This window comes from Castellaniella sp. (assembly GCF_041675725.1).
In the GTDB taxonomy this organism is placed as follows: Bacteria; Pseudomonadota; Gammaproteobacteria; order Burkholderiales; family Burkholderiaceae_B; genus Castellaniella.
The window spans coordinates 33,084-54,106 of the sequence record NZ_JBAYTI010000007.1; the positions used below are offsets into that span (position 1 = coordinate 33,084).

The following is a 21,023-nucleotide window of genomic DNA, read 5'->3' on the forward strand; positions in this document are numbered from 1 at the left end:
CGCGCTGCCAGCCAGGCCGGCAGCGGCGCGATGATCTAGCCCGCCTGGCGGGCATCCTCGAGAATCATCTCTGACGCCTTTTCGGCCACCATCATCACGGCGCCCTGGATATTGCCCGACACCATCGAGGGCATGACCGAGGCGTCTGCCACACGCAGGCCCGGCAGCCCGTGCATGCGCAGGCGCGGATCCACCACTGCCGTGGCGTCGGTGCCCATGCGGCAGGTCCCGATGGGATGATAGATGGTTTGCCCGACCTGCCGGACGTAGTCCAGCCATTGTTCACGCCCTTGCACGTCTTGCCCCGGGTTTTTTTCGTGGTCGACGTAGCGCGCCATGGCGGGCTGCGCCATGATGTTCCGGGCCACCTGCATGCCGCCGATGAGGCTGTCCTGGTCGGCCGTACTGGCCAGGTAGTTGGGATGGATGGCCGGTGGATCATCGGGGTTGGCGCTGCGGATGTGGATGCTGCCCCTGGATTCGGGCCGCATCTGTGAAATGGCCAGCGTCATGCCGGGCGGATGTTCGAGTTCGCGCGCCACCTGGTTGGCGTAGCTGGCATTCATGAAGAAATATTGCACGTCGGCGCTGGGCAGATCGGGGCGGCTTTTGACGAAACCGAACGCCAGGCCGGTACCCAGCGTGAGGATGCCCGTACGGCGGGCGAAGTATTGTGCAACGGCCAGTGCCAGGCGCCAGCCGTAGCGCTGCTGGTTGACCGACAGCGCCCCCTTGACCCGCCAGTCCATCCGGGCGCAGTAGTGGTCGATGTAGTTTTCACCCAGGCCCTGCAAGGCATGCCGCACGGCGATGCCGGCGTCTTGCAGGACGTCGGGGCGCCCGATGCCGGAGAGTTCGAGGATCTGCGGTGTCTGGATGGCCCCCGCGGCCATGATGACTTCGCCGGCGCGCGCCTGATGGGTTTGGTTGCCCCTGCGGTAGGTGACCCCGACACAGCGTCCGCCGTCGATGTCGGCCTTGAGCACATGGGCGTTGGCCAGCACGTGCAGGTTGGCGCGTGAGCGCGCCGGCTTGAGGTAGCCGTCGACGACGCTCCAGCGCCGCCCGCGGTGTTGAAGCACTTGATAATAGCCAAAACCATCCTGGATCGGCCCGTTGTAATCCGGGTTGAGCGCGTGCCCCGCCTCTTGGGCTGCGGCCAGCAGGGCATCGGACAGCACGTAGCGCTCGGTGACTTCGTGCACGTGCATGGGGCCATCATGGCCGCGGCTGCTGTCGCCTTTGGGATAGCACTCGAGCTTGCGAAACTGGGGCGCCACGTCGGCCCAGCCCCAGCCTTCGGCCCCGAGCGCTGCCCAGCGATCATAATCTGCCGCCTGGCCGCGCACGTAGATCATGCCGTTGATCAGGGTCGAGCCACCCAGCCCCTTGCCGCGCGGCACGGCGATTTTGCGCCCACGGGTCATGTCTTCGGGTTCGGTCTGGAACAGCCAGTTGTAGCGCGGATCCGTGATGAGTTTGCCAAAGCCTGCAGGGATCGGAATCCAGATGCTGCGTCCTTCGTCTCCGGCCTCGAGCAGCAGGACGGAATGCCGCCCCGAAGCCGTCAGCCGATTGGCCAGGATGCAACCGGCCGCGCCTGCACCGACGATGATGTAGTCGTAGTGGTCTTTCATCAGGCACCTGCGGCTTCGCCCAGCATGAAACGCGCCATTTGATCGATCTGCGCCTGCAGCATGTGGCGTCCGATGTGAATGCGGCAGCCCCGGTTGCGGGCCTGCTCGAGCCAGGGTGTGATTTCGGGTTTGGTGATGATCTCGATCGCCGTCATGGCGGGTTCGAGCAGGGTGGTGTCGAGCGGCAGCGTATCGCCGGGCTTCATGCCCTGCGAGGTGGCATTGACGACCATGTCGTGGCCGCGCGGGTCGGGCTGGCCGACCTCGATCCGGACCTCGGGGTGGGCCGCCTGCACACAGGCTTTGAGTGCGTCGGCCTTGCTGCGCGTGCGGTTGGCCACGGTGAGTGCGCCAGCCCCCGATTCTGCCAGCGCCAGCGCGATGGCAGTGGCGGCGCCGCCCGCACCCAACAGCAGGATGCGCTGCCCGCGGGGGTCGATGCCTTGGCTTTTCAGGCCAGCCACGAAGCCATGGCCGTCGAACATGTCGCCGACCAGCCGCCCGTCGGGCGTGCGCCGTACCGTATTGACCGAACCGATGGCGCGCGCAGCTGGGCCGATGTCGTCGCACAGGGCCGCCATGGCCGTCTTGTGGGGCATGGTGATGACCAGACCGTCCAGATTGTGCAGGGCTCGCAGCCCCTGCACGACGGCGTCGAGGTCGTCGAGGTGGACGTGCAAGGGCACGAACACCCCATCGACATCGTGCGCTTCGAACCACGCGTTGAGCATCTGGGGGGCCTGGACATGGCCAACCGGGTCGGCCAGTATGGCAAATAAGCGGGTAGTGCCTGTGATCATGGTGTACTCCAAACTGAAACGGACCGGTCGCATGGGGCCGACTGGCCACATCGTTATTCTGCCAGCATCTGCAACATCTCGCGCGCGTGGGCCCGGGTGGCCTGGGTCAGGCGCAGCCCCCCCAGCATGCGGGCGATTTCCTCGACGCGCTGGCGGGCCCCGAGTATCTGAAGCTGCGAAAGCGTCTGGCCGTCGCCGGAATGTTTGGTCACCAGCCAGTGCTGGCGTGCGCACGCAGCGACTTGCGGCAGGTGCGTCACGCACAGGACCTGGTGGCGTTCGCCCAGCTGATGCAGCAGGCGGCCCACGACTTCGGCCACCGCGCCGCCAATGCCGGCATCGACTTCATCGAAGATCAAGGTCGGGACCCGTGCGGCCTGGCTCGCGATGACCGATAGGGCCAGCGCGATGCGGGCCAGCTCGCCCCCCGACGCCACTTTGGCCAGCGGGCGCAAGGCGACGCCATCGTGCCCGGCCACCAGAAATTCGACCGAGTCCAGGCCGTGCGGCCCGGGTTTTGCCGCCTGCACTTGCACACTGAACCGGCCGCCCTCCATGGCCAGGCCCTGCATGGCCTGGGTGACCTGGTCCGACAACTGTACGGCTGTGTCACGCCGCGCCTGCCCGAGGGTGCGGGCCTGTTGGTGGTAGTGTGCTTCGGCTTGTTGGCAGGCGGTTTCCAGGGCTTCGATATCGTGCCCGGCCTGCGTCTGGTGCAGGCGTTCGAGCAGGGCCGCGTGGTGCTGCGCCAGTGCTTCCGGGTCCACGGAAAAGCGGCGGCCGGCCTCGAACAGCCGGCTCATGCGCGCTTCGACCTGGGCGAGCGCATCGGGGTCGGGCTCGATGCGGTCCGCATAGGCATTGAGGGCCGAAACCGCTTCTGTACACAGGATGCGCGCCGATTCGAGGGTCTGGGCGTGCGGTTCGAGCGATGGGTCGTGGCGCATCATGCCCTGCAACGCGTGCAGGGCGGTGTGCAGGGCCTGCAAGGCCGATCCGGATTCCCCATCGAGCGCTTCGACGGTCTGCCCGGCACCCATCAGCAGGGTCTGGGCATGCGCCAGGCGGGATTGCCGGGCGCAGAGCCCGGGCCATTCGCCTTCAGTGGGGGCAAGCTCATCGAGCCAGGCCACTTGCGCCCTGAGGGTGTCGAGCTCGGCTGCGCGCGCCTGGGCGTCTTGTTGCGCAGCCAGCAGCGCCATATGCGCGCTGCGCCATTGGTTCCAGGCTTGTGAGACGCCCGCTGCCAGCGCGGCATGGCCGCCGTGCGCATCGAGGAGGTCGCGTTGCCGGGCGGGCTGCAGGAGGCTCTGGTGGGCGTGCTGGCCGTGGATGTCCACCAACAGGGCGCCCAGTTCGCGCAGCTGGCCGAGTGGGGCCGGAATGCCGTTGATGTAGGCTTTGCTGCGGCCTTGGGCATCGATGACCCGGCGCACGATGAGTTCGGTGGCATCCATGGACTGGCGGGTGAGCCAATCGCATGCGGTGCCGGGCGGCTCGAACACCGCGGTGATGTCGGTGCGCGGGCAGCCTTCGCGTACCAGTGAGGCTTCGCCGCGCCCGCCCAACGCCAGAGAGAGGGCGTCGATCAGGATGGATTTGCCTGCCCCGGTTTCGCCGGAAAACACCGTGAAACCCGCTTCGAAGGAAAGTTCGGCCTGCTCCACGATGACGAAGTCCCGGATGTGGAGGGCGCGCAGCATCAGTCGGCCTCGTCCCAGGGGTGCACCATGCGGTTCCAGTTGAGCTTGCTGCGCAAGGTGGAAAAATAACTGTAGCCCTTGGGGTGCAGGAAACGCACCCGGTGTGGGCTGCGCCGCACGTCGATGCGATCGCCTTCCTGGCAATCGGACAGCGCCTGCATGTCGAAGTGCACGCTCGCGCCGGACTCTACCCGGCCGAGGGCCGTGATGGTGATGGTCAGCACGCTGTCTTCGGGCAGGGCGATCGGACGGTTCGAGAGGGTTTGCGGCGCGACGGGCACCAGCACCAGCGCACTGACCTGCGGGTGCAGGATGGGCCCGCCCGCCGACAGTGCATACGCCGTGGACCCAGTGGGGGTGGCGATGATCAGGCCGTCGGCCCGCTGGCTGTGCATGAATTTGCCGTTGCATTCGACCCGCAGTTCGATCATGCCGCCGCGCCCGGCCCGGTTGATGATCACGTCGTTCAGGGCCAGGCCGGAAAACATGGGCTGGTTGCCGCGCATGACGCGGCCTTCGAGCAGCAGGCGTTCGTCTTGTACGTAGGCGCCGTTGAGAATGGCCGTGATGGCCTGGTCGGCGTTGCCCAGCGGGATGTCGGTGATGAAGCCCAGGCGCCCGTGGTTGATGCCGATGAGCGGCACGCCGGTGGTGGCCAGTTCGCGGGCCGCCGCGAGCATGGTGCCGTCGCCCCCCATGATGATGGCCAGGTTCGCCTGGGCCCCGATTTCAGCGAAGGAGGCCCGCGTGAATTCATCCACCCCTGTATTGCGCCCGGTTTCGGCTTCGATCAGGACCGAGCAGCCAGCGCCCTGCAGTACCCGACCCAGGCGGCGCAAGGGCGTATCCAGCCCGCTGTCCTGATAACGGCCCACCAGGGCCACTGTCTTGAAGTCCATGGGCAGCACACCCCGATTTGATGAAATAATGCAAGTATCCGATTATAGGAGGACAGGGCACTATTGCCGAAGCTTCCGTGTCAGGAAAATCTCTCATGCAGGGTCAGAATACCAAAATGGATGAACGGGCCAGGTCTTTGCTCAAGGCACTGGTCGAGCGCTACATCGCCGAGGGCCAGCCTGTCGGCTCCCGGACGCTGTCCAAGGTCTTCGATCTCTCGCCGGCCACCATACGCAATGTCATGGCAGACCTCGAAGATCTGGGCCTCATCCACAGTCCACATACCTCGGCGGGCCGCGTGCCCACGCCACGGGGTTATCGCATCTTCGTCGACAGCCTGATCGCGGCCCAGCCCTACGAGCCGGTGCTGGATCTGCACATCGTCGACCACCTGCCGGCGGCCGAGCCGGGTCGTGCCGTCAATGCGGCCGCCACGCTGTTGTCCAATCTGTCGCGTTTTGCCGGGGTGGTGCTGGCACCCAAGCGCACCCAAGTGTTTCGCCACATCGAGTTCATCCGGCTGTCCGATCGTCGCGTCCTGCTGATCATCGTCACGCCGCAGGGCGACGTCCAGAACCGCATCCTGTTCGTCCCGCGCGAGTACTCCGAGGCCGAGCTCCTCGAGGCCTCCAATTTCTTCAACCATCATTTTTCCGGCAAGTCCTTCCACGAGGTGCGCCAGTCGTTGGCCCGCGAACTGGCCACCCTGCGCAGCGACATCTCGCGCCTGATGCAGCAGGCGGTCGAGGCCGGGTTCGACAACCCCGACACGATCGACGACGCCGTGGTGATCTCGGGCGAAGGCAAGCTGCTCGATGTCACCGAAATGACGGCCGACATGGATCGCCTGCGGCGCCTGTTCGAACTGTTCGAACAGAAAACCGACCTGCTGCACTTGCTGGATGTCTCCAGCCGGGCCCAGGGCGTGCAGATCTACATCGGCGGAGACTCGCATCTGGTGCCACTCGAAGACGTGTCCATCATCACCGCGCCGTATGGGGTCGACGGCGAAGTCATCGGTACGTTGGGGGTCATCGGGCCCAGCCGCATGGCCTACGACAGGGTGATTCCAATCGTCGACATCACGGCGCGCATGCTGTCCAACGCACTGGGCCAGGCCCATGCCTGAGGCGCCCGCCCCCAAGGGCGGTGCGGTCGGCATATTGCTCATCAATCTGGGTACGCCGGATGCGCCCACGCCCGCGGCGATACGGCGCTATCTGCGCGAGTTCCTGTCCGATCCCCGGGTAGTCGAACTGCCGGCCGCGCTCTGGCAGCCGATTCTGCGGCTCTTCGTGCTCACCCGCCGGCCCGCCGCCATCGCCCCCAAATATGCGCAAGTCTGGCTCGAGCGCGGCTCGCCCCTGCTGGTCTACGGCCAAGATCTGGCCGCCGGGGTACAGCACACCCTGCAGGCCCGTGGCCTGCCGGTGCAGGTCGCCCTGGCCATGCGCTATGGCAACCCAGGGCTGGATCCGGCGCTCGAAGCCTTGCGGGCCGCCAGCTGCCGGCGCATCCTGGTGGCGCCGCTGTATCCGCAGTATGCCGCCAGCACGACGGCGACCGCGGTGGATGCCGTCAATGACCGGCTGGCCCGCTGGCGGCATCAACCGACGCTGCGCTACCTGGACCGCTTCCATGACGCGCCTGCCTACCTCGATGCCCTGCAGGCGGCCGTGCTCGGCCATTGGGCCCGGGCCGGCAAGGCGGATCGCCTGCTGCTCAGCTTCCATGGCCTGCCCAGTCGGCCGTGGATCGGGGCGATCCTTACCAAGACGATTGCCACCGGACCGCGCAGGCGCTGCGCGGGCGCCTCGGAGCCGATGGCGAGCGGGTGCACGTCGCCTTCCAGAGCCGCTTCGGGGCGGCCCCATGGTTGCAGCCGTATACCCAACCCACGCTCGAATCCTGGGCGCGCGAAGGGGTGCGCAGCGTGGATGTCTTGTGTCCGGGCTTCGTCGCGGATTGTCTTGAAACCCTCGAAGAAATCAACCTGGGGTGTCGCGAGGCCTTTTTGCAGGCCGGTGGGCAGGACTTCCGCTATATCCCCTGCCTGAATGCCGAGGTTGGCTGGGTGCAGGGCTTTGCCGATCTGCTGGCCGCGAATCTGTCCGGCTGGGTCTGATGGGCGGGCCGGCAAAAATTTTCGCAAGATGGTCTTGAATTCAAACGGGTGCGCCCTCAGCTAGTTCACGTCCCCGTATTCATCGTTTTTGGAGATTCAACATGTCGGCACCCCAGGAAGACCAGGCCCCGCATCCGGGGCCTCATGACCAGGGCGAAGACCTGGCCCAGCCCGCTGCCCGGGCCGCTTCCGAAGACCCCGCCCAGTGGGCCGGCGAGGCCGGTGGCGAGGACCTGGCCACCCTGCTGGCCGAAGCCCAGGAAAAGATCGGCGATTATCACGATCAGCTCCTGCGGGCGCACGCCGAGGTTGAAAACGTGCGCCGCCGGGCCCAGGAAGACGTCGCCAAGGCGCGCAAATTCGGTACCGAGGCCTTCGCAGAAAGCCTGATCCCGGTCCGCGACAGCCTGGAAGCGGCCCTGGCCCAGGAAAACCAGACGGCCGAGCACTGGCGGGCAGGGGTCGAATCCACCCTGCGTCAGCTCAATACGGCGTTCGAGCGCAACCAGATGCATGAAATCGCCCCGCAGCCGGGCGATGTCTTCGATCCGCACCGCCATCAGGCCATTTCCAGCGTGCCATCCGAATACCCCCAGGGTGCGGTGGCGCAGACCCTGCAGAAAGGCTACCTGATTGCCGACCGGGTATTGCGTCCGGCGCTGGTCATGGTCTCTGGCGGGCCGGCGGCATAGGTCTCGGCCGGGGGCTTGAAAAGCACCGGCCTGGCCCAATATTCAATGCATTGGCGGTCGCATGCCGCCCTCCTGTCACCAACCTGGAAACAATCATGAGCAAGATTATCGGGATCGACCTGGGTACCACCAACAGCTGCGTTGCCGTGCTGGATGGCACCAAGGTCAAGATCATTGAAAATGCCGAGGGCACCCGCACCACGCCGTCCATCGTGGCCTACATGCAGGATGGCGAGATTCTGGTGGGCGCGCCGGCCAAACGCCAGGCAGTCACCAACCCCAAGAACACCATTTTTGCCGTCAAGCGCCTGATCGGCCGCAAGTTCGATGAAAAAGCCGTGCAAAAAGACATCGATCTGATGCCCTATAAGATCATCAAGGCCGACAACGGCGACGCCTGGGTCGAGGCGCAAGACAAAAAGCTCGCGCCGCCCCAAGTGTCGGCCGACATCCTGCGCAAGATGAAAAAGACCGCCGAAGACTACCTGGGCGAAGAGGTCACCGAGGCCGTCATCACCGTGCCCGCATATTTCAACGACAGCCAGCGCCAGGCCACCAAGGATGCCGGGCGCATTGCCGGGCTCGAAGTCAAGCGCATCATCAACGAGCCCACGGCGGCCGCTCTGGCGTTCGGGCTGGACAAGTCCGAACGCGGGGATCGCAAGATCGTGGTCTATGACCTGGGCGGCGGTACCTTCGACGTCTCCATCATCGAAATCGCCGACGTCGATGGCGAAAAGCAGTTCGAGGTGCTGTCCACCAACGGCGATACCTTCCTGGGGGGCGAAGACTTCGATCAGCGCATCATCGGCTACGTGATCGATGAATTCAAGAAGGAATCGGGCGTCGATCTGTCCAAGGACGTACTGGCCCTGCAGCGGCTCAAGGAAGCCGCGGAAAAGGCCAAGATCGAGCTTTCCTCGACCCAGCAGACCGAAATCAACCTGCCGTACATCACGGCCGATGCCTCCGGGCCCAAGCACCTGAATCTGAAGATCACCCGCTCCAAGCTCGAGGCGCTGGTCGAAGAACTGATCGAACGCACCATGGAGCCGTGTCGCACCGCCATCAAGGATGCCGGCATCAAGGCCTCCGATATCGACGACGTGATCCTGGTGGGCGGCATGACGCGCATGCCCAAGGTCCAGGAGAAGGTGCAGGAATTCTTCGGCCGCGATCCGCGCAAGGACGTCAACCCCGACGAAGCCGTGGCGGCGGGCGCGGCCATCCAGGGTTCGGTGCTGTCGGGCGACCGCAAAGACGTCCTGCTGCTGGACGTCACGCCGCTGTCCCTGGGCATCGAGACCCTGGGTGGCGTGATGACCAAGATGATTAAAAAGAACACGACGATCCCGACGCGTTTCTCGCAGGTGTTCTCCACGGCCGACGACAATCAGCCGGCGGTGACCATCAAGGTCTATCAGGGCGAACGCGAAGTCGCGGCCGGCAACAAGGCGCTGGGCGAATTCAACCTCGAGGGCATTCCACCCGCAGCGCGCGGTCTGCCGCAGATCGAAGTCACTTTCGACATCGATGCCAACGGCATCCTGCACGTGTCGGCCAAAGACAAGGGCACCGGCAAGGAAAACAAGATCACGATCAAGGCCAGCTCGGGGCTGACCGAAGACGAGATCGAACGCATGGTGAAAGACGCCGAGCTCAATGCCGAAGAAGACCACCGCATTGCCGAACTTGCCCAGGCCCGCAACCAGGCGGATGGCCTGGTGCATGCCACGCGCAAGTCGCTGGCCGAGCATGGCGACAAGCTCGAGGCCTCTGAAAAAGAAGCCATCGAGGCGGCCATCAAGACGCTCGAAGATGCGGTCAAGGGTGACGACAAGGCGGCCATCGATGCGGGAACCGAAGCGTTGGCCACGGCCTCGCAGAAGCTGGGCGAGAAAATGTACGCCGACATGCAGGCCGGGCAGGCCGCCGCAGAGGCCGAAGAGGCCAGGCCGGGCGCCGATGACGTGGTGGATGCGGACTTCAAGGAAGTCAAGCGCGACTGATCACTCGAGCGCCGCGGTATTTCCGTGTTGACCCGGTGGCCGCCTCAGGGCGGCCCCGGGCATTGTTTCTGACACCGGTACCCGGTGCTGCAGGCAGGACTCATGGCAAAACGAGACTATTACGAAGTATTGGGGGTGGCCAAGAACGCCTCGGATGACGAAATCCGCAAGGCATATCGCAAGTTGGCCATGAAATACCACCCGGACCGCAATCCGGACAGCAAAGAGGCCGAAGACAAGTTCAAAGAAGTCAAGGAAGCCTACGAGATTCTGTCCGAGCCCGAAAAGCGCGGCGCCTATGATCGCTTTGGCCACGCGGGGGTCGACCCCAATGCGGCCGGTGGCATGGGTGGGGCCGGCGGCTTCGCGGATGCCTTCGGCGACATATTCGGCGAAATATTCGGCGGCGGGGGCGGGCGGCGCGGTGGGCCGCAGGTATACCGCGGTTCAGACCTTCAGTACAACCTGGAGATCACGCTCGAGCAGGCGGCCAACGGCTTCGATACCGAAATCCGCATCCCCAGCTGGGATCCCTGCGAGACGTGCGATGGCTCGGGCGCCAAGCCGGGTACGGCGCCGCGCACCTGTCACACCTGTGGCGGCAATGGCGCCGTGCGCATGCAGCAAGGGTTTTTCAGCGTCCAGCAAACGTGCCCGACCTGCCACGGCAGCGGCAAGGAAATCACAGACCCATGCCCCGCGTGCGACGGCGTAGGCCGCATCCGGCGACACAAGACGCTGCAGGTGGGCATCCCGGCAGGGATCGACGATGGCATGCGCATCCGCTCATCGGGCAATGGCGAACCAGGCCTCAACGGCGGGCCGCCGGGCGACCTGTATGTGCAGATCCACCTCAAGAAGCACGGCATCTTCCAGCGCGATGGCGAAGACCTGCACTGCGAACTCACCATCCCCTTCACCAAGGCCGCACTGGGCGGCGATCTCGAAGTGCCCACGCTCAATGGCCGGGGCGAGATCACCATCCCCGAAGGCACCCAAACCGGCAAGACCTTCCGTCTGCGCGGCAAGGGCATCAAGGGGCTGCGTTCCAGCTATCCGGGCGACCTCTATTGCCATGTGGTGGTCGAGACCCCGGTGCGCCTGAACGACGAGCAAAAAGAATTGCTGCGCCAGTTCGAGGCCTCGCTCAGCAATGGCGGCGATCGCCACTCGCCCAAGAGCGAGTCCTGGACCGACAAGGTCAAGAGCTTCTTTTCTTGAACTGGCGACTCAACTCATTGGGCGGGCTTTGTTTTAAGCGCGCGGCCTCTACGGAAGTCGCGAGTTCTGCATGCGCACCTGGTCATTCGACCCCCTCGCCGGCCAGCGCCTGGCTGAACGCGGCGGGGTCCAATGTATCGCGCAGCGCCGCGTTGACCTCATCGGCCGTCAGCGCCTGCAGGCGGTCGATGAAGTCCTGCTGCCAGGCAAAGCTGCGGCCCGTCGCCAGGTAACGCTGCCATTGCACGGCCAGCCAGGCATCGCTCGAACGGCCCAGCACCAGGAACTGGCTCAATGAGCGCGCGCCGCGCGCCACTTCTTCAGGGCTGAAGCCCGTCTCCAACGTGTCTTCCAGCGTATGCCGGATTGCGGCCAGCAATGCGTCGGCATTGCTGGCGGCCGCGCTGGCATAGAGCGTCCAGGATCCGCTGGGTTCGTAGGCGGATGCCCGCAGCGCGCTGCCCACGCCATACGACAGGCCCTGCTGCACGCGGATGGCCTGCCACAGGCGTGAATCTTCCGACCCCCCCAGCAGGTAATTGGCCAGCACCAGTGCCGGCCAGCGCGGGTCGGTGTCCTGCAGCGGCAGGGGCAGGGTCGCCAGGTATTCGGCATTGACCTTGCCGGGCGTCTCGATGCGGAAGGTGTCCGGCGCCACGGCGTGCCAGGGGTCGGGAATGCGCTCGTAAGCGGGCGCTTGCTGCCACCCGGCCAATTGCTGCTGTAGAGTTTCGGTGAGTTCGGCGGGATCGAAGTCTCCAACGACGCTCACCAGGATATTGCCCGCGCCGATGAAGCGACGATGGAACTGCTGCAGGTCGGCGCGCGAAACGTCATGCGCCCAGGCCAGCCATTCGGCGGCGGTCGGCGTGTAGCGGATGTCGTCGACCGGCCAGCGTTGATCGTGGCGCAGCAGCGCGTTGCGGACTTGCCAACCCGGGCTGGCCACCTGGTCTTCAATACGGCTGATCAGGCTGCGGCGGATCTGGCCCAGCTCCTGCTCGGGGAAATCCGGATGCTTGAGCAATTCGAAGCCCAATGCCAGTAGTTCGGCCAAGTGCTCACGCGGGGCTTCGGCCGACAGGCCGAGCTGGTTGCCGCTCAGGTCGAAATCCAGGCTGGCGTCCAGCTCATTGAGGCGATCTTCGATTTGCTGCCGGCTCAAGGTGGGTGTGCCGCGCAGCAGCATGGCGCTGGTCATCTGGGGGATCAGTTTCAGGCCGCGCAATTCATCGGCACTGGCAAAGCGCAGGGTCAGTGCAAATTGCACGCGTGAGGCGGCGGTCGGCTTGGGCAGCAAGGCCAGCTGCACCCGGCCATTGGGCAGTTCCAGGGTGCTGAGCTGGGTGGCGGCATCCAGCGCGCCGGCGCTGGTGTCGAAGGCGGCAACGCGGGGCCGGCCGGTGCCGGTCTGCAGCTGCTCGAGCCAGTTCGTCCATGGGGCTGCGCCATTGGCTGCACTCGGATCTGGCGCATAATGGGGATCGGCCACCGGCAGGTACAGGCCGCTGGTGCGGTTGCTGGCGACCAGCCAGTGATGCAATTCGGCCTGGATGTGCTCGAGCGTCAACGCCTCGAGTTGCAGTGGCTCGACAAAAAAGAGCCGCCAGTCGCCGCGCCCCACTGCGTCGGACAGGGCGGCGGCCAGGGCGGAGGACTGATTCCAGACCTGCTTCCAGTGATTCAGGCTGGCGGTGCGCACGCGCGTCAGGCTGGCTTCGTCCAGGCGTTCGATGGCGCCGCGTTCGATCGTGTCATACAGCGTGGCCAGCACGGCTTGGGCATCGGCGCCGGGGTCCATCCGGGCGCCGAACAAGGCGTGCCCAGGTTGGTTGAGGCCGCGGGCAAAGCCGAAAACAGTGTTCGCCAGGCCGCTGTCCACCAGCGACTGGTACAGGGGGCCCGCCGGGCTGTCGGCCAGCATGGCCACGCCCACCGCCAGGGGCGTGTAGCGTTCGTCATTCGAGGCCGGCAGATGATACATGGCCAGGGCAATGGGGCTGCCGCCCGTACGCTCCACGACGACCGAACGGGCGCCCTGCTGGACCGGCTCCACCGTGTACTCTGCCGGCAGTATGCGCGATGGCCTGGGAATGGCGTCGAACGCGTCGGCGATCCACTGCAGGGTTTCATGGGGGTCGAACTGCCCCGTGACGATCAGCGTGGCGTTGTCGGGCTGGTAGTAGCGCTCGTAGAACGCCCGCAAAGAGCCTACATCCACGTTTTCCACATCCGAGCGCGCGCCGATCACGCTGCGTCCATAAGGGTGCCAGACGTAGGCGGCTGACGTGGTCTGCTGCAGCAGGACCCCGAAGGGGCTGTTTTCGCCGCGCTCCATTTCGTTGCGCACCACGGTCATCTCTGCGTCCAGGTCCTCCTGGAGAATGCGCGCATGCTGCATGGCATCGGCCTGCCAGTTGAGGTACCAGTGCAGATTCTCGGGATCGGCACTGAAGGTGGCATAGTAATTGGTCAGATCGACCGAGGTGGATCCATTGGCGGCCAGCCCACGGCGCGAGAATTCCGCCAGGGCATCCGGAAACTGCGGGCTGCCGCGAAACATCAAATGTTCGAGCAAGTGGGCCATGCCGGTCTCGCCCGGGCCTTCATGGCGCGAGCCGACCCGGTAGCTCATGTTGACCGTGGTGCGGGCGCGCGCATCGTCGGGCGCGAGCAGAATCTGCAGGCCGTTGGCCAGCCGATATTCGGCCACCCCCTGAATCAGGGTGACGGCTTCGATGCCCGGCGGCAGGTCGTGCAGGGGGGGTGCGAGCTCGGCGTCGGTGGCCAGTGCGCTGCGGGCCAGGGCCAGCGCCAGGATGAGGGCGCAGACATGGATCAGGCGGCGTGCGCCGTCATGGAGAATCGAATGCCAGTGGGTCATGGTTATTTCGACAGGTGGTGCATGGCCTGTTCCAGGCCCTCCAGTGTCATGGGATACATGCGCTCATGCAGAAGTTCCCGCACGATGGCGATGGATTGGCGATAGGGCCAGGATGCCGAGGGTTCGGGGTTCAACCAGACCGAGTGCGGCCAGTGGCTGACCATGCGCTGCAGCCAGGCCGCGCCGGTTTCCTTGTTGTGGTGCTCGATGGCGCCGCCCGGATAGAGCAGTTCGTAGGGGCTCATGGTCGCGTCGCCCACCAGGATCAGACGCCAGTCTTCGCCAAAGCCGCGCAGCAGGTCCCAGGTGTCGATGCGCTCGTCGTGCCTGCGCCGATTGTGGCGCCAGACCGATTCGTACGGGCAGTTATGGAAATAAAACACTTCCAGGTTCTTGAATTCGCTGCGCGCAGCCGAAAACAGCTTTTCGATGAGCGCTACGTGGTCGTCCATGCTGCCGCCCACGTCGAGCAGCATCAGCACCTTGATGGTGTTGTGGCGTTCGGGCTGCCAGCGCAGGTCCAGCAGCCCGGCCTGTTCGGCCGTGCCGCGGATGGTGCCGGGCAGGTCGAGCTCTTCTATGGCCCCCTCGCGGGCAAAACGGCGCAGGCGCCGCAGCGCCATCTTGAAGTTGCGCGTGCCCAGGGACTGCTGATCGTCGTAGTCGCGGTAGTGGCGCTGCTCCCAGACTTTGACGGCGGTGCGGTTGCCGGCCGAGGGCCCGCCGATGCGGATGCCTTCGGGATGATAGCCGCCGTGCCCGAAGGGCGAGGAGCCGCCGGTACCGATCCATTTGCTGCCGCCGGCATGCCGCCCCTTTTGCTCATTGAGACGCTCGCGGAACATCTCCATCAGGCGATCCCAGCCATGTTTCTCGAGCGCCGCCTTCTCGGCGTCGCTCAGGTGCTTGCGCATGGTCTGGATGAGCCAGTCCAGCGGGATGTCCTTCTGGCTGATCTCGGCCTGCCGGCGGCCTATCCAGGTTGCAAAGACCCGGTCGAAGCGGTCGTAGCGGGTTTCATCCTTGACCAGCGCCAGCCGTGCCAAGTGGTAGAAGCCTTCGGTGTCGACGGGCGCGGCCGGGCTCGCGAGCAGTTCGAGCAGGCTGAGATATTCGCGAATCGAGACCGGCACGCCGGCGCTGCGCAACTGCTGGAAGAATTCGGCCAGCATGACGCGACCCTAGCGGCTGCCCCGCTGGGCCATCAGGGCCAGGCGCTGCAGCAATTTGAGATCTTGTTCGTTTTTCAGCAGGGCGCCGGCCAGCGGCGGAATGTCCTCACTGGCCGCCAGCGTTGCACGTGAGATGGACTCGGCCAGCAGCAGGCGCAGCCAGTCGAGGAATTCGGAGGTGGACGGCCGCTTCTTCAGGCCGGGCACTTCACGCAGCCTGAAGAAGGCGTCCAGGGCAGCGCCCAAGATGTCGCTGCGCAGGTCCGGGAAGTGCACGGCGACGATGGCGGCCAAGGTGTCGCGGTCGGGGAACTCGATGTAATGGAAGAAGCAGCGGCGCAGAAACGCGTCGGGCAGGTCTTTTTCGTTATTGGACGTGATGAGGATGAGCGGCCGGTGTCGTGCCTGGATGGTCTGGCGGGTCTCGTGCACGTGGAATTCCATGCGGTCGAGCTCGCGCAGGAGATCGTTGGGGAACTCGATGTCGGCCTTGTCGATTTCGTCGATCAGGACCACGCTGGGCTCGGGCGATTCAAACGCCTGCCAGAGCACCCCCTGGATGATGTAGTGGGCGATGTCGTGCACCCGCGCATCGCCCAGCTGCGAGTCGCGCAGGCGCGAGACGGCGTCATATTCGTACAGCCCATGCTGGGCCTTGGTGGTGGACTTGATGTGCCATTGGTACAGGGGTCGGCCCAGGGCACGCGCCACCTCTTCGGCCAGCAGGGTCTTGCCGGTGCCGGGCTCGCCCTTGACGAGCAGCGGGCGCTGCAGGATGAGCGCCGCATTGACCGCTTGCTTGAGCGGTTCGGTGGCCACGTAATGGTCGGTACCCGTGAAGCGGGCTGCAGAGGGGGTATGATTCTCGGACATGGGAAGAAACGCTGTGCGCCAGCATGGCGCGATGGTGAAAGGGCGGGGTGTCGCGCAGGCGATGTGCCTGAGGCACCCGATTCAATGCATGGGCCAATGAACGGTTGTACCATGGCGCGGCGCGGCGTGCCTGGAATCAGCGGTCATGCGTCGCATGGCGGCGAATCAGCTCGAGGTAGTGTGCGTTGTCGAATGGGGTGCCCATGCGCTGGGCTTCCCAGACGACCTCGCCCAGCGCCTCCATGATAATGTGCTCGGCATCATGCTCGCCCAGACGGGTGCGCAGCAAGGTCCAGGCCGCGCGAATCCCGGGTGGATGATCGATGGAGACCTGTTCGCGGATCGCCAGGTGCATGGACAGGTGCAGGAACGGATTGGTACGCCCCGCTTCCACGGGGTAATCGCGTGCCGCAGCCTCGGGATCCTGGAGGTCGGCATGGTACTCGGGATGCTGCTCGACCAGCTCGACGGCCATGGTCTCGAGCGGCGTCAGAACGCCGCCCGTGCAGCGCTTGCGCCAGGCCTCGGTGAAGAAGCTGCGTACCTGTTCTTTGGAGGGGTTGAACATGGAATGGGATGCCCAATTGGGTTAAACTCTTATATAAGACTGAAATGTACCCTTTTTTCAGAACCCCATCCCCAGCAACACTGGAGTATCTATGGCTTATCAGCACATCAAGGTCCCGGCAGGCGGGCAGAAAATCACGGTCAATGCCGATTTTTCGCTTCATGTTCCCAACGAACCCATCATCCCGTACATCGAAGGGGATGGTACCGGCCAGGATATCACCCCGGTGATGCTCAAGGTGGTGGATGCCGCAGTGGCCAAGGCGTATGACGGCCAGCGCAAGATCCACTGGATGGAAGTCTACGCGGGTGAAAAGTCCACCACGATCTACGGCCCGGATGTCTGGCTGCCCGACGAAACCATGGACGCCGTGCGCGACTACGTCGTATCCATCAAAGGCCCGCTGACCACGCCGGTGGGTGGTGGCATCCGGTCGCTGAACGTGGCCTTGCGCCAGCAGCTCGACCTCTACGTATGCCTGCGCCCGGTGCGGTATTTCAAGGGGGTGCCTTCGCCCGTGCGCGAACCGCAAAAGACCAACATGGTCATTTTCCGCGAAAATTCCGAGGACATCTACGCCGGCATCGAATTCGAAGCCGAGTCCGACAAGGCCCGCCAGTTGATCGAGTTCCTGCAGAACCAGCTGGGTGTCGACAAGATCCGCTTTCCGGCCACGTCCGGCATCGGCGTCAAGCCGGTCTCGCGCGAAGGTACCGAACGCCTGGTGCGCAAAGCGATCCAGTACGCCATCGACAACGATCGCGCCTCGGTCACGCTGGTGCACAAGGGCAACATCATGAAGTTCACCGAAGGCGCCTTCCGCGACTGGGGCTATGCACTGGCCCAGAACGAATTCGGCGCCCAGCCGATCGATGGCGGCCCCTGGTGCAAGTTCCAGAACCCCAAGACGGGGCGCGACATCATCGTCAAAGATTCCATCGCCGATGCCTTTCTGCAGCAGATCCTGCTGCGCCCGGCCGAATACGACGTCATCGCTACCCTGAACCTGAATGGCGACTACATCTCCGACGCCCTGGCGGCCCAGGTGGGTGGCATCGGCATCGCACCGGGTGCCAATATGTCAGACTCGGTCGCCATGTTCGAGGCCACGCACGGCACGGCGCCCAAGTACGCGGGTAAAGACTACGTCAACCCCGGTTCTGAAATCCTCTCGGCCGAAATGATGCTGCGCCACATGGGCTGGGTCGAAGCCGCCGATCTCATCATCAGCAGCATGGAAAAGTCCATTCTTTCCAAGAAGGTCACCTATGACTTCGCCCGTCTGCTCGAAGGCGCCACGCAGGTGTCCTGTTCGGGCTTTGGCCAGGTGATGATCGACAATATGTAATCGGTTTTCGACTGATTCACTAAGGTCTGGAAAAGCCCCGTTCTCATAGGAGAACGGGGCTTTTTACTGTCCGGTGGGGTAGGGCTGAATCCGGGGCCATCGGATGCGTTTGGGGCCATAATTTGGGGCCATATTTGCTATCATGGCCCCAAAATTTCAGGACCATGGCCCCATGTCTCGCTCTTTCGCTTATGCGCTGCGCCCCGTCGTCATCAATGCCGCCAAACCGAAGGACAAGCCCTATGCCTTGACGGATGGAGGTGGGCTGTATCTGGAGATACTGCCCACGGGTACGAAAGTCTGGCGCTACAAATTTCATTTTGAAGGTCGCCGGGACAAGATCACCATCGGGCGTTACCCAGCAGTTTCGTTAAAGGATGCCCGACAGGTCCATGCCGAACTGATGGACAAAGTGCTGAAGGGCGAGAACCCCAAGGCAGGTCGCCAAAGTCGGGCTGGGGGTCAATCTGCAACCCCTGAACAGCTGACGTTCGAGGCCTATGCCAGGCAGTGGGTTGAAGAAACGCTGTTCTACCGTTCTGCCGCCTATCGGGCGCAGCAACTGCGTTGGCTGGAAAGCCATGTATTTCCAGCAATCGGCGGCCGCCCGCTGGCTGCTGTAGCGCCCCGTGAGGTGCTGGATGTGTTGGAGCCCTTGCGTACCACAGCGGTCACAGCAGAAGGGGTGCGCTCGCTGATTCAACGCATCTACAACTACGCGATCCGCAATCTGGTGGCCGACTCAAACCCGGCACTGATGGTGCGCGGTGCGATCAGCGTGCCCAAGCGCACTCATCACAAACATTTGCTGGAGACAGAGGTCGGTCGGCTGTGGCGGCAGATTCCGCGCCAGGGTGCTCATTTTACGACCCTGGTGGCGGTGCAGATGCTGTTCTACACCATGGTCCGCAAAGGTGAGTTGATTCGCAGCCGTTGGATAGAATTTGATCTGACTGCTGGAATCTGGGACATCCCCGCCGAGCGCATGAAGATGCGCAAGCGCCACCGGGTTTATCTGCCCCGCCAGGCGGTGGTCTTGCTGCAGGCGCTGCAGCCCATGACGGGGCATCAGGATTACGTCTTTCCAACCATCTATGCCAGTAGTGGGCGTGTCGCCCCCATGGGCGAAGCCACCCTGAATCACTTTTTCAAGCGGATCGATTTTGGTGTCCAGGGGTTTGCTCCCCATGGCGTGCGTGGCACAGCGGCCACGCTGTTGCGGGAGCACGGCATTCGGTCCGAGGTGGTTGAACTGCTGTTATCTCATGCGCCCAGGGGGCAGGTAGAGGCTGCATACAACCACGCCGAGCTGGGTCAGGAACGTCGGGAAGCCCTGCAGTTTCTGGCAGATCACCTGGATCGACTGGCTCAGCAGTCCGATTGAGGTTTTGCCATTGCCTGGATATCGGATAGGCGCCACACGACGGTGCGACCGCCAATCCGCATGCCTGGCGGTGCGATACCCTGCTTGACCCATTCGTACCAGGTGGATCGGCTGATCGGCAGAATGCCGGGCTGGCCGGTCTTGGGGTCCCGGCAGATGTCGGGTACGCGCACCAGGGCGTTGGAAGCGAAGAATGGCCGGGTGTTTGTAGGAGCGTGTGGCGGTGTGTCCATGGATCGATCCTTCTGTCGTGCGTGGGTGGTTGCGAGTGGGAGAGCATGGCAACCAACGCTTTATGGAAGTGGGATGCAGTGCGAGATTGGCTGGCGTGATGTCAGGCGGGTTCCCTGCAGCGCTCGATGAGTGCATCCAGGCTGACTGCCGTAATGCGGCTGGACCGTTTGCCGATCTTGACCAGTTCCAGCTGGCCCTCGTTGACCAGCCGATAGATGGTGGAGCGAGATACGCCCAGCTTGCGTTCTGCCACGCAGATGCGATAGAGCAGGGTGGTGCTGGTGGGTGGTTGGGGAAATTGAGCCGTCAAGGTGCTTGTCATCGTCATGCGTCGATCCTTCTGATGCTGGTGAACGTGCCAGGCTGAGTGATGAGGTGAATTTGTGTGCTTTGGTCGATGCCCTGTGCCGGACATCGGCCAAAGCGGGCTCGTTGGAGCCCTGGGGGCCGTCCCGCCAAGATGCCACGATGGGGGCCGGGTGCTTTGATCATCCCCGGCAGGGCCAGACGCTGGCCCGCCTGTGGCGGCTCGTCTGGATGCTGGGGACTGCAGTCTTTCCTGCTGTCGTCAAAGGATTACGTCGCCATCCCTGATGGTGGGCATTCAGATGAATGCACCGGGCGCTTCCGCTGGGGAAGTCCCCACCGCACGCCGCCATCCATGCCCCACGCGAGGGGCTGGCTACGGTTGGTGGATTTCATCGGTTTTGCTTCAACCCCGATGCCTGGCAGGTTGCTGCGCAGTCGCGTGCCGCGTGATCGGGCAGGGCGCAGTATTCATCGATTGTGGCTTGTTAAAGAGCAGGTCTGCGGAAAGCAGATAATGTCATTGTCAGCAAGATGCTAAGTTATGTCAATAGGCATTCAGCTGATTGATTTTTTAAGTGATTCAAGGTTTTACTAGTGGGTGATTGAGATTAGCGGATACCTACGTGGCCTAGGGATACGGCACCAGGGCAAATTGTTTGTGCCTGTGACTATCCCGTACGCGTTGGAAGGGCATAAAATCGCCGATCCCTCTAGGGGGGGTCTGAAAAAAGTTTGGTTCAGGTCGGTTCAGCTTGTTTCATGCCGCTCGGCCCGCCATTTGACTGGCTGTTACAACTTGGCTGATTGAAGCTGAACTTTTGCGGCGCAAAACGGCACAAAACGGCAGGGCCTCGTCACATCCAAATAACAGATTTATCTTATAAAATCCATGTTGTTAACATGGTTATGGAAGCATATGCCCGATTTTCAACCTGTCCGAGAAGCCTGTACTGTGATGGGCGGGATGACCCCATTGGCCAAGAAGCTGGGGTTGCCTGTACAGGTCGTCAGCAGCTGGGCGGCGGGTACTCGCCCGGTGCCCATCATTCGCTGTGTGGAGATCGAGGAAATTACAGGGGGGGAGGTCACCCGGAAGCAGCTGCGTCCGGATGACTGGTGGCAGATCTGGCCGGAATTGCGGGGGGAGGATTGACGTTATACCAG

17 protein-coding genes and 1 pseudogene are annotated in these 21,023 nt (G+C 63.8%); 8 read left to right on the forward strand and 10 right to left on the reverse strand.

Annotated elements, in window-relative coordinates:
• Window positions 1-35 precede the first annotated feature (35 nt).
• Genes WCZ84_RS02460 through WCZ84_RS02475 form a run of 4 tightly spaced genes read right to left on the reverse strand, consistent with a single transcriptional unit; the run spans window position 36 to window position 5,039 of the window.
• A complete protein-coding gene (locus WCZ84_RS02460; protein WP_372684670.1) occupies window positions 36-1,637 on the reverse strand; it encodes a GMC family oxidoreductase in 1,602 nt (533 codons plus the stop codon).
• The gene (locus WCZ84_RS02465) at window positions 1,637-2,437 is read right to left on the reverse strand and encodes a shikimate dehydrogenase (protein WP_372684671.1); all 801 of its coding nucleotides are present in this window, start codon (window positions 2,435-2,437) and stop codon (window positions 1,637-1,639) included. Before WCZ84_RS02465 ends, WCZ84_RS02460 begins: the two co-directional genes overlap by 1 nt.
• A 53-nt stretch (window positions 2,438-2,490) precedes the next feature.
• A complete protein-coding gene (gene recN, locus WCZ84_RS02470) occupies window positions 2,491-4,140 on the reverse strand; it encodes a DNA repair protein RecN (protein WP_372684672.1) in 1,650 nt (549 codons plus the stop codon).
• Window positions 4,140-5,039, reverse strand: coding sequence for an NAD kinase (locus WCZ84_RS02475; RefSeq protein WP_372684673.1), 900 nt, complete (start codon window positions 5,037-5,039; stop codon window positions 4,140-4,142). The genes recN and WCZ84_RS02475 overlap by 1 nt, the downstream gene beginning before the upstream one ends.
• A 116-nt stretch (window positions 5,040-5,155) precedes the next feature.
• Here WCZ84_RS02475 and hrcA point away from each other — a divergent pair, with 116 nt between their 5' ends.
• From hrcA to dnaJ, 5 genes and pseudogenes are all read left to right on the forward strand, one after another.
• On the forward strand, window positions 5,156-6,169 hold the full coding sequence (gene hrcA, locus WCZ84_RS02480) for a heat-inducible transcriptional repressor HrcA (protein ID WP_372684693.1): 1,014 nt from the start codon (window positions 5,156-5,158) through the stop codon (window positions 6,167-6,169).
• A pseudogene (gene hemH, locus WCZ84_RS02485) lies at window positions 6,162-7,165 on the forward strand (ferrochelatase). Before hrcA ends, hemH begins: the two are co-directional and overlap by 8 nt.
• A 101-nt stretch (window positions 7,166-7,266) precedes the next feature.
• Window positions 7,267-7,857 (forward strand): nucleotide exchange factor GrpE, encoded by a 591-nt coding sequence (grpE, locus tag WCZ84_RS02490; protein ID WP_372684674.1) that lies wholly within the window; start codon window positions 7,267-7,269, stop codon window positions 7,855-7,857.
• 95 nt (window positions 7,858-7,952) lie between these two features.
• Complete coding sequence (gene dnaK / locus WCZ84_RS02495) at window positions 7,953-9,866, forward strand: molecular chaperone DnaK (RefSeq protein WP_372684675.1); 1,914 nt, start codon at window positions 7,953-7,955, stop codon at window positions 9,864-9,866.
• A gap of 102 nt (window positions 9,867-9,968) precedes the next feature.
• Window positions 9,969-11,087: a molecular chaperone DnaJ gene (gene dnaJ / locus WCZ84_RS02500; RefSeq protein WP_372684676.1), complete on the forward strand. Its 1,119-nt coding sequence runs from the start codon at window positions 9,969-9,971 to the stop codon at window positions 11,085-11,087.
• A gap of 82 nt (window positions 11,088-11,169) precedes the next feature.
• On the opposite strand, the gene WCZ84_RS02505 is transcribed toward dnaJ, so the two are convergent.
• From WCZ84_RS02505 to WCZ84_RS02520, 4 genes are all read right to left on the reverse strand, one after another.
• Window positions 11,170-13,971: a M16 family metallopeptidase gene (locus WCZ84_RS02505; protein ID WP_372684677.1), complete on the reverse strand. Its 2,802-nt coding sequence runs from the start codon at window positions 13,969-13,971 to the stop codon at window positions 11,170-11,172.
• Between the two features lie 2 nt (window positions 13,972-13,973).
• Complete coding sequence (locus WCZ84_RS02510) at window positions 13,974-15,143, reverse strand: VWA domain-containing protein (RefSeq protein WP_372684678.1); 1,170 nt, start codon at window positions 15,141-15,143, stop codon at window positions 13,974-13,976.
• A 9-nt stretch (window positions 15,144-15,152) separates the two neighbouring features.
• Window positions 15,153-16,016 (reverse strand): AAA family ATPase, encoded by an 864-nt coding sequence (locus tag WCZ84_RS02515; protein ID WP_372684679.1) that lies wholly within the window; start codon window positions 16,014-16,016, stop codon window positions 15,153-15,155.
• A 136-nt stretch (window positions 16,017-16,152) separates the two neighbouring features.
• Complete coding sequence (locus WCZ84_RS02520; RefSeq protein WP_372684680.1) at window positions 16,153-16,584, reverse strand: DUF1841 family protein; 432 nt, start codon at window positions 16,582-16,584, stop codon at window positions 16,153-16,155.
• Window positions 16,585-16,675: 91 nt separating this feature from the next.
• Here WCZ84_RS02520 and icd point away from each other — a divergent pair, with 91 nt between their 5' ends.
• Together icd and WCZ84_RS02530 are read left to right on the forward strand one after the other, a co-directional pair.
• Window positions 16,676-17,932: an NADP-dependent isocitrate dehydrogenase gene (gene icd / locus WCZ84_RS02525; protein WP_372684681.1), complete on the forward strand. Its 1,257-nt coding sequence runs from the start codon at window positions 16,676-16,678 to the stop codon at window positions 17,930-17,932.
• Window positions 17,933-18,104: 172 nt separating this feature from the next.
• Window positions 18,105-19,316 carry a tyrosine-type recombinase/integrase gene (locus WCZ84_RS02530; protein ID WP_372684682.1) on the forward strand — a complete coding sequence of 404 codons (1,212 nt, stop codon included), beginning with the start codon at window positions 18,105-18,107 and terminating at the stop codon, window positions 19,314-19,316.
• Here WCZ84_RS02530 and WCZ84_RS02535 read toward each other — a convergent pair.
• The gene (locus WCZ84_RS02535) at window positions 19,301-19,549 is read right to left on the reverse strand and encodes a helix-turn-helix transcriptional regulator (RefSeq protein WP_372684683.1); all 249 of its coding nucleotides are present in this window, start codon (window positions 19,547-19,549) and stop codon (window positions 19,301-19,303) included. The genes WCZ84_RS02530 and WCZ84_RS02535 overlap by 16 nt on opposite strands.
• A gap of 101 nt (window positions 19,550-19,650) precedes the next feature.
• Entirely contained in the window at window positions 19,651-19,878 is a 228-nt protein-coding gene (locus WCZ84_RS02540; protein ID WP_372684684.1) for a helix-turn-helix transcriptional regulator, read from the reverse strand.
• Window positions 19,879-20,775: 897 nt separating this feature from the next.
• On the opposite strand from WCZ84_RS02540, the gene WCZ84_RS02545 reads away from it, so the two are divergent.
• The gene (locus WCZ84_RS02545; RefSeq protein ID WP_372684685.1) at window positions 20,776-21,012 is read left to right on the forward strand and encodes a transcriptional regulator; all 237 of its coding nucleotides are present in this window, start codon (window positions 20,776-20,778) and stop codon (window positions 21,010-21,012) included.
• Window positions 21,013-21,023: the final 11 nt, after the last annotated feature.